A 15,976-nucleotide genomic window follows, 5' to 3' on the forward strand; every position below is an offset into this window, starting at 1 on the left:
GGCATATAGCGGCCGACGCGGATGGAGGAGCCCTTTCGGGGGCCTTGTCTCCATCCGCGATTTTGTGTATGCTCGGTCCTTGCGCTGCGCGTCTCCCGTGGGTTCCGTCGCCTGACCTCGACATCGTCTGCTCCATCGCCCGACGGGTGTTCGCCGCGCCTGGGATTCCGTCATCGGCCTGTGGAAGGACCCCCCTTTGGCTGCCTCGAGCACCGATCGCACCACCGACATCGCACTTCGCACCGCCTCCCCTCGCGTCACCTTCGCGAAGCTCGGCGACCCTCTCGAGGTCCCGGATCTGCTGAGTCTGCAGACCACCTCGTTCGACTGGTTGCTGGGCAACGAGCGCTGGCAGGAGCGTGCGGCCGAGGCCGCCGCTGCCGGCCGTGAGGACGTGCCGCAGACCTCCGGTCTCGCGGACATCCTCGAGGAGATCTCCCCGATCGAGGACTTCGCCGGCAACATGTCGCTGTCGTTCCGCGACCACACCTTCGACGACCCGAAGTACACGGTCGAGGAGTGCAAGGAGAAGGACCTCACCTACGCGGCTCCGCTGTACGTCATCGCGGAGTTCATGAACAACGAGACCGGTGAGATCAAGACCCAGACGGTCTTCATGGGCGAGTTCCCGCTCATGACCGACAAGGGCACCTTCATCATCAACGGCACCGAGCGCGTCGTCGTCTCGCAGCTCGTCCGCTCCCCGGGCGTGTACTTCGAGGAGTCGATCGACAAGACCTCGGACAAGCACATCTTCTCCGCCAAGGTCATCCCCTCGCGCGGTGCCTGGCTCGAGTTCGAGGTCGACAAGCGCGACCAGGTCGGCGTGCGCATCGACCGCAAGCGCAAGCAGTCCGTCACGACCCTGCTGCAGGCCCTCGGCATGTCCCACAGCGACATCCTCGAGGAGTTCGGCGAGTTCGAGTCGATGCGCTCCACCCTCGAGAAGGACCGCATCGCCTCCCAGGACGAGGCCCTCATCGACATCTACCGCAAGCAGCGCCCGGGCGAGCCGCCCACGCGCGATGCGGGCGAGGCGATGCTGAACAACCTCTACTTCAACGCCAAGCGCTACGACCTCGCGAAGGTCGGCCGCTACAAGATCGGCAAGAAGCTCGGCCTCGAGGGCAGCCTCTCCGAGTCGACCCTGCGCCTGCAGGACATCGTCGCGACCATCAAGTACATCGTGGCCCTGCACGACGGCGTCTCCGAGTACACGAGCGTCGACGACCGTCCGGTGCGCGTCGAGACCGACGACATCGACCACTTCGGCAACCGTCGCATCCGCGCCGTCGGCGAGCTGATCCAGAACCAGGTCCGCACGGGCCTGTCCCGCATGGAGCGCGTCGTCCGCGAGCGCATGACCACGCAGGACGTCGAGGCGATCACCCCGCTGACGCTGATCAACATCCGTCCGGTCACCGCGGCGATCAAGGAGTTCTTCGGAACCTCCCAGCTCTCGCAGTTCATGGACCAGAACAACCCGCTCTCGGGCCTGACCCACAAGCGTCGCCTCTCGGCGCTGGGCCCCGGCGGCCTCTCCCGCGACCGCGCGGGCATGGAGGTCCGTGACGTCCACCCGAGCCACTACGGCCGCATGTGCCCGATCGAGACCCCCGAGGGTCCGAACATCGGCCTGATCGGCTCGCTGGCGACCTTCGCCCGCATCAACCCCTTCGGCTTCGTGGAGACCCCGTACCGCAAGGTCGTCGACTCCGTCGTGACCGACGAGATCGTCTACCTCACCGCGGATGACGAGGATCGCCACATCATCGCCCAGGCGAACGCGAAGATCGACGAGGACGGCCACTTCCTCGCCGACGAGGTGCTCGTGCGCCTCCCCGGCGGCGAGCCCGACCTCGTGCCGATCTCGGACGTGGACTACATGGACGTCTCCGCACGTCAGATGGTCTCCGTCGCGACCGCGATGATCCCCTTCCTCGAGCACGACGACGCCAACCGTGCGCTCATGGGCTCGAACATGCAGCGCCAGGCCGTGCCGCTGCTCCGCTCCGAGATGCCGCTGGTCGGCACGGGCATGGAGCGTCGCGCCGCGGTCGACGCGGGTGACGTGGTCGTCGCGCAGAAGGGCGGCGTCATCGAGGAGCTCTCGGCGGACCTCATCATGGTGATGGCCGACGACGGCACCCGTCAGACCTACCCCATCGGGAAGTTCCAGCGCTCCAACGCCGGCAACTCCTACAACCAGCGCGTCCTCTTCGACGAGGGCGACCGCGTCGAGGCCGGCTCCATCCTGGCCGACGGCCCCTCGACCGACCAGGGCGAGCTCGCCATCGGCAAGAACCTGCTGGTCGCCTTCATGTCCTGGGAGGGCCACAACTACGAGGACGGCATCATCCTGTCCTCGCGCATGGTCCAGGACGACGTCCTCACCTCGATCCACATCGAGGAGCACGAGGTCGACGCCCGCGACACCAAGCTCGGCAAGGAGGAGATCACCCGGGACATCCCGAACGTCGGCGACGACGTGCTGGCCGATCTCGACGAGCGCGGCATCATCCGCATCGGCGCCGAGGTCGAGCCGGGCGACATCCTGGTCGGCAAGGTGACCCCGAAGGGCGAGACCGAGCTGACCCCGGAGGAGCGTCTGCTGCGCGCGATCTTCGGCGAGAAGGCCCGCGAGGTGCGCGACACCTCGCTGCGCGTCCCGCACGGCGAGTCCGGCACCGTCATCGGCGTGCGCGTCTTCACCGACGACGAGGACGGGGACATCCTCCCCACCGGCGTCAACGAGATGGTCCGCGTCTACGTGGCCCAGAAGCGCAAGATCACCGACGGCGACAAGCTCGCCGGCCGCCACGGCAACAAGGGCGTCATCGCGAAGATCCTGCCGGTCGAGGATATGCCGTTCCTGGAGGACGGCACCCCGATCGACATCATCCTCAACCCGATGGGCGTGCCCGGCCGAATGAACATCGGCCAGGTCATGGAGACCCACCTCGGCTGGGTCGCGAAGTCCGGCTGGGAGCTCGATCCCGAGGACCCGACCGCCGCGGACCTGCCCGAGGCCGCGCTGCACGGCGAGCCCGGCACCCCGGTCGCGGTCCCGGTCTTCGACGGCCTCACCGCCGACGAGGTCACCGGCCTGATCGCCAACCACCTGCCCAACCGCGACGGCGAGCGGATGGTCAAGGAGAACGGCAAGGCGCGCCTGTTCGACGGCCGCTCCGGCGAGCCGTTCCCGGACCCGATCTCCGTGGGCTACATGTACATGCTGAAGCTCCACCACCTGGTGGACGACAAGCTGCACGCCCGCTCGACCGGTCCGTACTCGATGATCACGCAGCAGCCGCTGGGCGGTAAGGCCCAGTTCGGCGGCCAGCGCTTCGGCGAGATGGAGGTGTGGGCCCTGGAGGCCTACGGCGCCGCCTACGCCCTGCAGGAGCTGCTGACCATCAAGTCCGACGACATCTCGGGCCGCGTGAAGGTGTACGAGGCGATCGTCAAGGGCGAGAACATCCCCGAGCCCGGGATCCCGGAGTCCTTCCGCGTGCTGCTCAAGGAGATGCAGTCGCTGTGCCTGAACGTGGAGGTGCTGTCCAGCGACGGCACCGCCCAGGAGGTCCAGGAGAGCGACGAGGAGGTCTTCCGCGCCGCGGAGGAGCTCGGCATCGACCTGTCCCGCCGACCCCACGAGGGCGTCGGCTCCATCGAAGAGGTCTGACGGACGGGGGACCGGGAGGTCCCGTCGGCCGCCCCGCGCCGCCGACGGGCCTCCCGGCCCCGCCCTCGACCCCCGTTCCCTCAGACACCACGACTTCCGATCGAGAGAAGGACACCTGTGCTCGACGTCAACACCTTCGATGAGCTGCGCATCGGCCTCGCGACCGCCGATGACATCCGCGGCTGGTCCCACGGCGAGGTCAAGAAGCCCGAGACCATCAACTACCGCACCCTGAAGCCCGAGATGGACGGCCTGTTCTGCGAGCGCATCTTCGGTCCCACCCGGGACTGGGAGTGCTACTGCGGCAAGTACAAGCGCGTCCGCTTCAAGGGCATCGTCTGCGAGCGCTGCGGCGTGGAGGTCACCAAGTCCTCCGTGCGCCGTGAGCGCATGGGCCACGTGGAGCTCGCGGCCCCCGTCACCCACATCTGGTACTTCAAGGGCGTGCCGAGCCGTCTCGGCTACCTGCTGGACCTGGCCCCGAAGGATCTCGAGAAGATCATCTACTTCGCGGCGTACATGATCACCGACGTGGACGAGCAGGCCCGCCACGACGACATGCCCGATCTGCAGGCCCGCTTCGACCTCGAGGTCAAGGAGCTCGAGAACGAGCGCGACGCCGCGATCAACCAGCGCGCCGTCACCGCGGAGAAGGACCTCGCCCAGCTCGAGGAGGAGGGTGCCAAGGCCGACGCGAAGCGCAAGGTCCGCGACTCCTCCGAGCGCGAGCAGGCCCAGATCCGCAAGAAGTACGACGCGGAGGTCGACCGCATCTCCCGCGTCTGGGAGCGCTTCAAGACCCTCAAGGTCGCCGACCTCGAGGGCGACGAGCAGCTCTATCGCGCGATGAAGCTGCGCTACGGCACCTACTTCGAGGGCGGCATGGGCGCCGAGGCGATCCAGCGTCGTCTCGCCGACTTCGACCTCGAGGCCGAGGCGGAGACGCTGCGCGAGGTCATCGCCACCGGCAAGGGGCAGAAGAAGGCCCGTGCGCTCAAGCGCCTCAAGGTCGTCTCCGCCTTCCTCACCACCACCAACTCGCCCGTCGGCATGGTGCTGGACGCGGTCCCGGTCATCCCGCCGGACCTGCGCCCGATGGTGCAGCTGGACGGCGGCCGCTTCGCGACCTCCGACCTCAACGACCTGTACCGTCGCGTGATCAACCGCAACAACCGCCTCAAGCGGCTGCTGGATCTCGGCGCCCCCGAGATCATCGTGAACAACGAGAAGCGCATGCTGCAGGAGTCGGTCGACTCGCTGTTCGACAACGGCCGTCGCGGTCGCCCGGTCACGGGCCCCGGCAACCGTCCGCTGAAGTCGCTCTCCGACATGCTCAAGGGCAAGCAGGGCCGCTTCCGTCAGAACCTGCTGGGCAAGCGCGTGGACTACTCCGCTCGCTCCGTGATCGTCAACGGCCCGCAGCTGAAGCTGCACCAGTGCGGTCTGCCCAAGGGCATGGCGCTGGAGCTGTTCAAGCCCTTCGTGATGAAGCGCCTGGTCGAGCTCAGCCACGCCCAGAACGTCAAGGCCGCCAAGCGCATGGTCGAGCGCGCCCGCCCCGAGGTCTGGGACGTGCTCGAGGAGGTCATCACCGAGCACCCGGTGCTGCTCAACCGTGCGCCGACCCTGCACCGCCTGGGCATCCAGGCCTTCGAGCCGCAGCTCGTCGAGGGCAAGGCGATCCACCTGCACCCGCTGGTGTGCGCCGCCTTCAACGCGGACTTCGACGGCGACCAGATGGCCGTGCACCTGCCGCTGTCGGCGGAGGCGCAGGCCGAGGCCCGCATCCTGATGCTGTCCTCGAACAACATCCTCAAGCCGTCCGACGGCCGCCCGGTCACCATGCCCGCGCAGGACATGATCATCGGTCTGTACCACATCACCACCGTGCGCGAGGACGTCGAGGGCGCGGGCCGCTCCTTCTCCTCCGTGGCCGAGGCGATCATGGCCTTCGATCGCGGCGAGCTGCACCTGAACGCGCCCGTCTCCCTCCGCTTCGAGGACACCGTCCCGCCGAGCGACTGGGAGGCCCCCGAGGGCTGGACCGAGGGCGACCCGATCACCCTCACCACCACCCTCGGCGCGGTGTACTTCAACGAGACGCTGCCGGAGGACTTCCCCTTCGTGCAGGGCCAGGTCGGCAAGAAGCGCCTGGGCGGGATCGTCAACGCCCTCGCCGAGCGCTACGACAAGGGCCAGGTCGCCGCGTCCCTCGACGCGCTGAAGGCCTACGGCTTCTCGTGGTCCACCCGCTCGGGCGCGTCCTTCGCGCTGTCCGACGTGGTGACACCGCCCGGCAAGGCGGAGATCATCGCGAAGCACGAGGCGAAGGCCGCCCAGGTCCAGGAGAACCGCGATCTCGGCCTCATCTCCGAGTCCGAGCGCAACGCGGAGCTGATCGACATCTGGACCGAGGCGACCAACGAGGTCGACCAGGCGATGCGGGCGAACTTCGAGTCGACCAACACCATCTACCGCATGGTGGATTCCGGCGCTCGAGGCAACTGGATGCAGATCCGCCAGATCGCCGGCATGCGCGGCCTGGTCACCAACCCGAAGGGCGAGATCATCCCGCGCCCGATCCTCTCCAACTACAAGGAGGGGCTCTCGGTCCTGGAGTACTTCGTCGCCTCGCACGGCTCCCGCAAGGGCCTGGCGGACACGGCGCTGAAGACCGCCCAGTCGGGCTACCTGACCCGTCGTCTGGTCGACGTCTCCCAGGACGTCATCGTCCGCGAGGACGACTGCGGCACCACCAAGGGCCTCGTGCTCCCGATCGCGGTCGAGGAGGGCGGCGTGCTCCGTCCCCACGAGCACGCGGAGTCCACGGTCTACGGCCGTGTCCTCGCCACCGCCGCGATCGGCGCCGACGGCACCGAGGCGGCCCCGGCCGGCGCGGAGCTCGGTGACGTGCTGATCGAGCAGCTCGTCGAGGCCGGCGTGCGCGAGGCGAAGATCCGCTCCGTGCTGACCTGTGACTCGGCGGTGGGCACCTGCGCCCAGTGCTACGGCAAGTCGCTCGCCACCGGCCAGCTGGTCGACATCGGCGAGGCCGTCGGCATCGTCGCGGCCCAGTCCATCGGCGAGCCCGGCACGCAGCTGACCATGCGTACCTTCCACTCCGGTGGTGTGGCCAGCGCCGACGGCGACATCACGCACGGCCTGCCGCGTGTGCAGGAGCTGTTCGAGGCCCGCACCCCGGCCGGCTTCGCGCCGATCTCCGAGTTCTCCGGTCGCGCCGCGATCGAGGAGAACGACAAGCAGCGCCGGATCACGGTCACGCCGGACGACGGCTCGGACGAGGTCACCTACACCGTCTCCAAGCGCGTCACGCTGCTGATCGCCGACGGCGACCACATCGAGGTCGGCCAGCAGCTCACCCAGGGCTCCGTCGATCCCAAGCAGGTGCTGCGCATCCTCGGCCCCCGCAAGGTGCAGCAGCACCTGGTGGACGAGGTCCAGAAGGTGTACATCTCCCAGGGCGTGGACATCCACGCCAAGCACATCGAGGTCATCGTGCGCCAGATGCTCCGTCGCGTGACGGTCATCGAGTCCGGCGACACCGGTCTGCTGCCGGGCGACTTCGCCGAGCGCGTCACCTTCGAGCGGGAGAACCGTCGGGTCCTCTCCGAGGGTGGTCAGCCGGCCTCGGGCCGTCCGGAGCTGATGGGCATCACCAAGGCGTCGCTCGCGACCGAGTCGTGGCTCTCGGCGGCCTCCTTCCAGGAGACCACCCGGGTGCTCACCGAGGCCGCCCTGAACCGCAAGAGCGATCAGCTCATGGGGCTCAAGGAGAACGTCATCATCGGCAAGCTCATCCCGGCGGGCACCGGCCTGTCGCGATTCCGCCGCATCGCGGTCGAGCCCACCGACGAGGCGAAGGCGCAGATGTACCAGGTGCCGGGCTACGACGAGCTGGACTTCTCCGGCTTCGGCCAGACCGGCGCGGTCAACCTCGACGACATCGACTACGCCGATCCCTTCCGCACCGACTTCCGGTGAGCGGAGCAGCGGTGAGCGGGTGCTGAGCGCCCTCTGACCGAGAACGCCCCGGGGCGGTCCCACCACACGGTGGGGCCGCCCCGCGGCGTTCCTGCGTCCTGCAGGCGTCCTGTGGAGGAAACGCCCTCCGAGGGCCCGTCGGGAGGGCGGGGGAGTGGCCTGCGTCGCGCTGAAGACGCCTCTGACCGGGCCCTGCGTGATCTGTCGGACGCGGAGGTTCACGAGAGGGTAAAGGCCTCGTGGGCCCCAGCCCAAAGTCCGGTTTCACCCCTTACGTCAGGTGGAGAAGAACGGAAGAGTGGCACCCGGCAGTTCCCACGCGACCTTTCCTGCAGCACCTCCCCGCGCCCGCGGGGGTGCGCGCGTGCCGGAGCTGCAGATCCCGCCCCGCGGGATCCGACGCTCAGGGAACGACACGTGAAGGCCGCGGACGCGGCAGGGAAAAGGTGGAACAGTGAAGAAGACTCCGTGGATCGTCGGCGCGGCGACCGTGTGCGTGGTGGCCGTCGGCGGCGGCGGCACCGCCTTCGCGATGTCGAACGAGGCCCAGATCACCGCCTACGGCGAGGAGACCGCGGTCCGCATCTTCTCCCAGCCCACCGTCGGCGACCTGCTCGCCGCCCAGGGCATCGAGGTCAAGGACACCGACCTCGTGACCCCGGGCCTCGAGGAGCTCGTCACCGACGGCATGGACATCCAGGTCGTCCAGCGCACCCCCGTCACCGTCTCCATCGACGGCGAGGAGCAGGAGCTGCTGACCACCGGTGACACCGTCGCCGACGCGCTCGCGGAGACCGAGTACAAGGCCGAGGGCGCCGCGATCAGCCCCGCCCCCGAGACCTCCCTCGAGGACGTCGACGGCGAGGTCTCCGTGGTCACCCGCAAGACCGTCACCTTCGTCGGCCAGTACGGCCAGGACACCTTCGAGGTCACCGCCCTCACCGTGGGCGAGGCGATGAAGAAGGTCCTCGGCGACGTCGAGGACACCGACACCTCCGACGTCCCGCTCGACACCGTCCTCGAGGACGGCGCGACCCACGAGATCCACCGCGTCCGCGAGAAGGAGCGCAAGGAGACCGAGGAGATCCCCTTCGAGACGAAGACCGTCGAGGACGACTCCCTCGTCGAGGGCACCACGAAGACCACCACCGAGGGCAAGGCCGGCTCGACCGAGAAGGTCTACACCGACACGGTCGTGGACGGCGAGGTCACCGAGTCCGAGCTCGTCTCGGAGAAGGTCGTCGCCGAGCCCGTCACCGAGGTCGTCGCCAAGGGCACCAAGCCCGCCCCCGAGCCCGAGCCCGAGCCCGAGCCCGAGGCCGAGGTCGAGGAGGAGCAGGCCGCTCCCGCCGCCCAGGAGGCTCCGAAGACCGAGAAGCGCGAGTCCGACACCAAGTCGAACCGCAGCTCCGAGCGCGAGTCCACCGAGTCCACCGAGGAGAAGTCCTCGGAGTCCGGCAACACCGGCGCCTCCGCCCCCGCCGCCGCGTCCGGCGGCGTGTGGGACCGCCTCGCCCAGTGCGAGTCCGGCGGCAACTGGTCGATCAACACCGGCAACGGCTTCTCCGGCGGCCTGCAGTTCACCAAGTCGACCTGGCTCGCCTTCGGCGGCGGCAAGTACGCCCCGGTCGCCCACCAGGCCACCCGCGAGCAGCAGATCGACATCGCGAAGAAGGTCCAGGCCGGCCAGGGCTGGGGCGCCTGGCCCGCATGCACCTCGAAGCTCGGCATCCGCTGATCGACGTACTGCGAGGAACGAGCGGTAGGAGATCAGCGCGAGAGCGCCGCTGATCGACGTACTGCGAGGAACGAGCGGTAGGAGATCAGCGCGAGAGCGCAGCCGATCGATACGCCCCTCTCACGCCACGAGCGCGCCGCATCTGCGGTGCGCTCGTGGCGTTCCGGTCCCGTACCCTGCCGCTTCACCTCGATGCAAGTTCCCGGCCACATGCCGTCATGTGATCTGCGTCGGATGGGACGCGAAGCTTTGACCGCATCGTGCGCGTCTCAGTAGAATCGAGTCCGCGTCCGGAGTGCCCTCTGGTCGTGACCGGGACAGAACCGCCGCTCCTCGGAGCCGGCGGGAGGCGTCCCCCGCGAGGAGCGGATCCTCGCGGCGTGCCCGAAAGCGGGGAGTCGGCCTGGCCCGGCCGCTGCCCGTGGGCACCGATCACGGTCCTCCAGGACGCCCGGCAGGTGCCATCACCTGACGGGCGGGTCGAACCGCCGAGCTCCCGGGCCAAGGGAGCGGCGGATCGGGTCGCCGGCCGTGCGAACGGTCGAAGAAGTCGATCCAGCGGGATGAACAGTCCCGATGGCCGAACAGGAAGAGAAGCTGTGCCCACTATTCAGCAGTTGGTGCGCAAGGGGCGGGACGCCCGGTCGTCCGCTTCGAAGACGCCCGCGCTCAAGGGTTCGCCCCAGCGCCGCGGTGTCTGCACGCGCGTCTACACCCAGACCCCCAAGAAGCCGAACTCTGCGCTGCGCAAGATCGCGCGTGTGAAGCTGTCGACCGGCCTCGAGGTCACCGCCTACATCCCCGGCGAGGGTCACAACCTGCAGGAGCACTCGATCGTGCTCGTCCGCGGCGGCCGTGTGAAGGACCTGCCCGGTGTCCGCTACAAGATCGTGCGAGGCGCCCTGGACACCCAGGCCGTCAAGGGCCGCCAGCAGGCGCGCTCCCGCTACGGCGCGAAGAAGGAGAAGAAGTAATGCCTCGTAAGGGCCCCGCTCCCAAGCGCCAGCTCGTCGTCGACCCGGTCTACGGCTCGCCGATCGTCACCCAGCTCATCAACAAGATCCTCCTGGACGGCAAGAAGACCGTCGCCGAGGGGATCGTCTACGGTGCGCTCGAGGGCGCCCGTGAGAAGAACGGCCAGGATCCGGTCGTGACCCTGAAGAAGGCGCTGGACAACATCCGTCCGTCGCTCGAGGTCCGCTCCCGCCGTGTCGGCGGTGCGACCTACCAGGTCCCGATCGAGGTCAAGCCCGGTCGCTCGACCACGCTGGCGCTGCGCTGGCTGGTCAGCTACTCCCGCGCCCGCCGCGAGAACACCATGACCGAGCGTCTGATGAACGAGATCCTCGACGCCTCCAACGGCCTCGGTGCCGCTGTGAAGCGCCGCGAGGACACTCACAAGATGGCCGAGTCGAACCGCGCCTTCGCTCACTACCGCTGGTGAGAGCACGGTGGGGTCCGCCCTCGCGGGTGGGCCCCACCGATCGCCGTCCGGCGGCTCCTGCAGCACCCGTTCTCCAGAAAGGCACAAGCCCGTGGCACTCGAAGTGCTCAGCGACCTGAACAAGGTCCGCAACATCGGCATCATGGCTCACATCGATGCCGGCAAGACCACCACGACCGAGCGCATCCTCTTCTACACCGGCGTGAACTACAAGATGGGCGAGACCCACGACGGCGCCGGCACGATGGACTGGATGGAGCAGGAGAAGGAGCGCGGCATCACGATCACGTCGGCCGCGACGACCTGCTACTGGCACGACAACCAGATCAACATCATCGACACCCCCGGTCACGTCGACTTCACCGTCGAGGTGGAGCGCTCGCTCCGCGTGCTCGACGGCGCCGTCGCGGTGTTCGACGGCAAGGAGGGCGTGGAGCCCCAGTCGGAGACCGTCTGGCGCCAGGCCGACAAGTACGACGTCCCGCGCATCTGCTTCGTCAACAAGATGGACAAGCTGGGTGCCGACTTCTTCTTCACCGTGAAGACGATCATCGAGCGCCTCGGAGCGAAGCCGCTGGTCATGCAGGTTCCGATCGGTGCGGAGAACGACTTCACCGGTGTGGTGGACCTCGTCGAGATGAAGGCCTACGACTGGCCCGAGACGCTCGAGGAGGACATGGCCGCGATCAACTCGAAGAAGGGTGATCCCTCGCTCGGCCAGTGGCAGCGCGAGATCCCGATCCCGGAGGACCTCCGCGAGACGGTCGAGGAGTACCGCAGCAAGCTCGTCGAGGACGTGGCCGAGAGCTCCGAGGAGCTCATGGACAAGTACCTCGAGGCGGGCGACCTCAGCGTCGACGAGCTCAAGGCCGGCATCCGCCACCTGACCGTCAACTCCGAGGCCTACCCCGTCTTCTGCGGCACCGCCTTCAAGAACAAGGGCGTCCAGCCCATGCTCAACGGTGTCATCGACTACCTGCCCTCGCCGCTCGACGTTCCCGACATGGTCGGCCACAAGCCGGGCGACGAGTCGGTCGAGCTGACCCGCGCCGCGGACTGGGACGCGCCCTTCTCGGCGCTCGCGTTCAAGGTCGCAGCGCACCCGTTCTTCGGATCGCTGACCTACGTCCGCGTCTACTCGGGCCAGGTCAAGCAGGGCGAGCAGATCCTCAATGCCACCACCGGCAAGAAGGAGCGCGTCGGCAAGCTCTTCCAGATGCACTCCAACAAGGAGAATCCCGTGGACGAGGCCTTCGCCGGCCACATCTACGCGTTCATCGGCCTGAAGGACACCACCACCGGTGACACCCTGACCGATTCGGCGAACCCGATCCAGCTGGAGTCCATGAGCTTCCCGGAGCCCGTGATCTCGGTGGCCATCGAGCCGAAGACCAAGAGCGACCAGGAGAAGCTCGGCGTCGCCATCCAGAAGCTCGCCAAGGAGGACCCGACCTTCCAGGTGGAGCTCGACGAGGAGACCGGCCAGACGGTCATCCGCGGCATGGGCGAGCTGCACCTCGACGTCCTCGTGGACCGCATGCGCCGCGAGTTCAACGTCGAGGCGAACATCGGCAAGCCGCAGGTCGCCTACCGCGAGACGATCAAGCGCGTCGTGGAGAAGTACGACTTCACCCACAAGAAGCAGACCGGCGGCTCCGGCCAGTTCGCGAAGGTGCAGATCACCTTCGGTCCGCTGACCGATGCCGAGGACGGCGTGTTCTACGAGTTCGAGAACAAGGTCACCGGCGGCCGCATCCCGCGCGAGTACATCCCGAGCGTGGACGCGGGCATCCAGGACGCCCTGCAGTCGGGCATCCTCGCCGGCTACCCGGTCGTGAACGTGAAGGCCTCCCTGATCGACGGCGCGTACCACGACGTCGACTCCTCGGAGATGGCCTTCAAGATCGCCGGCTCCATGGCCGCCAAGGAGGCCCTGCGCAAGGCGCAGCCGGTCATCCTCGAGCCGCTCATGGACGTCGAGGTCCGTACTCCGGAGGAGTACATGGGAGATGTCATCGGCGACCTGAACTCGCGTCGCGGGCAGGTGCAGTCGATGGAGGACGCGAGCGGGGTCAAGATCGTCCGTGCTCTCGTCCCGCTGTCGGAGATGTTCGGCTACGTCGGCGACCTGCGGTCCAAGACCCAGGGTCGTGCGATGTACACGATGCAGTTCCACAGCTACGCGGAGGTCCCGTCCAGCATCGCGGACGAGATCGTCGCGAAGACCCGGGGCGAGTGAGAGGCCGGGGGAGCAGGTAGGCTCCTTCTCCTGTTCCCCCGCTTCCCTCGGACCCCCTCCTCTCGGGGAGGGGATCCGATCCCGATCCAGAAGTACCACGAGAAAGTCCTAGGAGGACACCACAATGGCCAAGGCCAAGTTCGAGCGGACCAAGCCGCACGTCAACATCGGCACCATCGGTCACGTCGACCACGGCAAGACCACGCTGAGCGCCGCGATCTCGAAGGTCCTGTACGACAAGTTCCCCGAGGTCAACGAGAAGCGTGATTTCGACACGATCGACAACGCGCCCGAGGAGAAGCAGCGCGGCATCACGATCAACGTCTCGCACATCGAGTACGAGACCGACAAGCGCCACTACGCGCACGTCGACGCGCCCGGCCACGCCGACTACGTGAAGAACATGATCACCGGTGCGGCGCAGATGGACGGCGCCATCCTCGTGGTCGCCGCCACCGACGGCCCGATGGCTCAGACCCGTGAGCACGTGCTGCTCGCGAAGCAGGTCGGCGTCCCCTACCTGCTCGCCGCCCTCAACAAGTCCGACATGGTCGAGGACGAGGAGATCCTCGAGCTCGTCGAGATGGAGGTCCGCGAGATGCTGGGCTCCCAGGGCTTCGACGAGGACGCGCCGGTCATCCAGGTCTCCGCGCTGAAGGCGCTCGAGGGCGATCCCAAGTGGGTCAAGTCCGTCGAGGACCTCATGGAGGCCGTGGACGAGAAGATCCCGGACCCGGTCCGTGACCTCGACCAGCCGTTCCTCATGCCGATCGAGGACGTCTTCACGATCCAGGGTCGTGGCACCGTCGTCACCGGCAAGGTCGACCGCGGCAAGCTCGCGATCAACTCCGAGATCGAGATCCTCGGCATCCGTGCGCCCCAGAAGACCACGGTCACCGGCATCGAGATGTTCCACAAGCAGATGGACGAGGCGTGGGCCGGCGAGAACTGCGGCCTGCTGCTCCGCGGCACCAAGCGCGAGGACGTCGAGCGCGGCCAGGTCGTGGCCAAGCCCGGCACCATCACCCCGCACACCGAGTTCGAGGCGCAGGTCTACATCCTGTCCAAGGACGAGGGCGGCCGTCACAACCCGTTCTACTCGAACTACCGTCCGCAGTTCTACTTCCGGACCACCGACGTCACCGGCGTCATCACGCTGCCCGAGGGCACCGAGATGGTCATGCCCGGCGACAACACCGAGATGTCGGTGGAGCTGATCCAGCCCATCGCCATGGAGGAGGGCCTCGGCTTCGCCATCCGTGAGGGTGGCCGCACCGTGGGCTCCGGCCGCGTCACCAAGATCAACAAGTGATCTGAGCGGGGGAGACCCCGCCGACGTGGCTCGCCCCCTCGGGGGCACCGCGCAGAGAAGGCCCCGCACCGGTTCGCCGGTGCGGGGCCTTCTCGCATCTCCGGACGGTATTCGGGGCGGGGACGACCAGGTGGTCGTCCCTCGGCTGGCCGACGGCGCAGCAGTCCCTGGACGATGCTCCGTCGAGGCGGGACGGAGGTCGTCGCGGGCCGAGGTCCGCGCCGGAGCGCGTGGAGCCTCGGGCAGGGCGAGGGCCGGGCTGGACGGCGGCGAGCCGGGGCGACGGTGCGCCTCTCCGGCGTCGCCGGAATGGACATGCAGGATCCCGTGGTCCGGAGACGGAGGCTCGTGGGCCGGAGACAGGGCACAGGAGAGCCCCCGGCCGACGGATCGTCGACCGGGGGCTCTGGAGATGCGGTGCGTCGGGAGGCTCAGCGCTCCGGCGTCGTGCCGTCCTGTGGCGCGGCGCCGTCCTGCGGCGCGGCGCCGTCCTGCTGTGCAGCGCCATCCTGCGGCGCAGTGCCGGGGTTCCGGTGGTCCCCGGTCGCCGTCCCGTCCTGCACGCTGCCCGCCTGGGCGTCCTCGCGCTGCGGGGTGCCGGCCGGCTGCCCGAAGCTCGGGCGGTGCGGGCGCGACGGTGCACCGGCCTGGTCCGTGCTGCTCCCGGGCGCGGGGGCGGCGCCGAACCCCTGCTGCTGTTCCGCGCCGTGCTGCGGGCCGACGCCCTGCTGCCCGGCCTGACCCTGCGCAGGGAACCCGCTCTGCTGCGGGCCGGGTGCGCCGTATCCGGGACCGCCCTGCCCGGCGGGACCGCCGTACTGCCCTCCGCCCTGCGTGGGGGCGGGAGCGCCGTACTGCCCGCCGCCCTGCGTCGGGGCAGAGCTGCCGAAGCGTCCGCTCGCCTGGGGGGAGGTCTGCGGCGCGGCCGCGGGGGAGGGGGCCACGGCCGGCCCGGCACCGGACTCCGCGAGGATGCGCCTCGCCTGGTCCGCGTGCTTGTGCTCGACCAGGAGCTCGTACTGCATGGGGATCGTCGAGGTCATCGAGGTGAAGTCCCGCTTCCCTCCGGTCATCGCATAGCCGATGACGGACCACACGGTGAAGAACACGATGCCCATCAGCACGCTCGACAGGACGATCATCAGATCGCCGGGCGTGATCAGCATGAACAGCAGCCCGAGGAAGAGACCCATCCACAGCCCGGACAGGATGCCCTGCCCGATGACCTTCGGCCAGGTGCGTCGGCCGGTGACCCGCTCCATGAGCTTCAGATCCGTGCCGACGATCAGCGTGGACTGCACAGGGAACTCGTGGTCGGCGAGGGTGTCGACCACCGACTGCACCTCCTGGTAGGTGCTGTACACGCCGAGGGACCGCGGGTACTCGAGGTCGTAGAGGCGCGCGGTCAGCGGGGACGACGCCGAGGGGCTCTGGCGGGCGTAGGGACTCTGACTCATGGGGGTCACGGTAGCCCCCCGGTTCCGGATCCGCCTGAGTGCTCCCGGGGCGATCCCTGAACACGGCGCGGTGCTCGTGGCCGTGTCGGGCGGACGGCG

The 15,976-nt window shown here is 68.4% G+C and carries 8 protein-coding genes; 7 read left to right on the forward strand and 1 reads right to left on the reverse strand.

Annotated features, from left to right (window positions below; genetic code table 11):
* Positions 1 to 196: 196 nt before the first annotated feature.
* From rpoB to tuf, 7 genes are all read left to right on the forward strand, one after another.
* Positions 197 to 3,685, forward strand: coding sequence for a DNA-directed RNA polymerase subunit beta (rpoB, locus tag DEU31_RS04295; protein WP_133675990.1), 3,489 nt, complete (start codon positions 197 to 199; stop codon positions 3,683 to 3,685).
* A 117-nt stretch (positions 3,686 to 3,802) separates the two neighbouring features.
* Complete coding sequence (locus DEU31_RS04300) at positions 3,803 to 7,687, forward strand: DNA-directed RNA polymerase subunit beta' (protein ID WP_010550344.1); 3,885 nt, start codon at positions 3,803 to 3,805, stop codon at positions 7,685 to 7,687.
* A 454-nt stretch (positions 7,688 to 8,141) separates the two neighbouring features.
* Entirely contained in the window at positions 8,142 to 9,425 is a 1,284-nt protein-coding gene (locus tag DEU31_RS17265; RefSeq protein ID WP_133675992.1) for a resuscitation-promoting factor, read from the forward strand.
* 599 nt (positions 9,426 to 10,024) lie between these two features.
* Positions 10,025 to 10,399, forward strand: coding sequence for a 30S ribosomal protein S12 (rpsL, locus tag DEU31_RS04310; protein ID WP_010550342.1), 375 nt, complete (start codon positions 10,025 to 10,027; stop codon positions 10,397 to 10,399).
* On the forward strand, positions 10,399 to 10,869 hold the full coding sequence (gene rpsG / locus DEU31_RS04315) for a 30S ribosomal protein S7 (protein ID WP_010550341.1): 471 nt from the start codon (positions 10,399 to 10,401) through the stop codon (positions 10,867 to 10,869). The genes rpsL and rpsG overlap by 1 nt, the downstream gene beginning before the upstream one ends.
* Before the next feature lie 91 nt (positions 10,870 to 10,960).
* Entirely contained in the window at positions 10,961 to 13,108 is a 2,148-nt protein-coding gene (fusA, locus tag DEU31_RS04320; protein ID WP_133675994.1) for an elongation factor G, read from the forward strand.
* A gap of 124 nt (positions 13,109 to 13,232) precedes the next feature.
* On the forward strand, positions 13,233 to 14,420 hold the full coding sequence (gene tuf / locus DEU31_RS04325; protein WP_010550339.1) for an elongation factor Tu: 1,188 nt from the start codon (positions 13,233 to 13,235) through the stop codon (positions 14,418 to 14,420).
* Positions 14,421 to 14,851: 431 nt separating this feature from the next.
* Here tuf and DEU31_RS04330 read toward each other — a convergent pair whose 3' ends face one another.
* Positions 14,852 to 15,877, reverse strand: a complete 1,026-nt coding sequence (locus DEU31_RS04330; RefSeq protein ID WP_133675996.1) for a general stress protein — start codon at positions 15,875 to 15,877, stop codon at positions 14,852 to 14,854.
* Positions 15,878 to 15,976: the final 99 nt, after the last annotated feature.

This window comes from Brachybacterium sp. AG952 (assembly GCF_004362645.1).
GTDB classification, from domain to species: Bacteria; Actinomycetota; Actinomycetes; order Actinomycetales; family Dermabacteraceae; genus Brachybacterium; species Brachybacterium conglomeratum.

Coding starts and splice junctions, on each gene's coding strand:
- rpsG (WP_010550341.1), top strand. CDS start 10,399: ATGCCTCGTAAGGGCCCCGCTCCCAAGCGCCAGCTCGTCGTCGACCCG.
- tuf (WP_010550339.1), top strand. CDS start 13,233: ATGGCCAAGGCCAAGTTCGAGCGGACCAAGCCGCACGTCAACATCGGC.
- DEU31_RS04330 (WP_133675996.1), bottom strand. CDS start 15,877: ATGAGTCAGAGTCCCTACGCCCGCCAGAGCCCCTCGGCGTCGTCCCCG.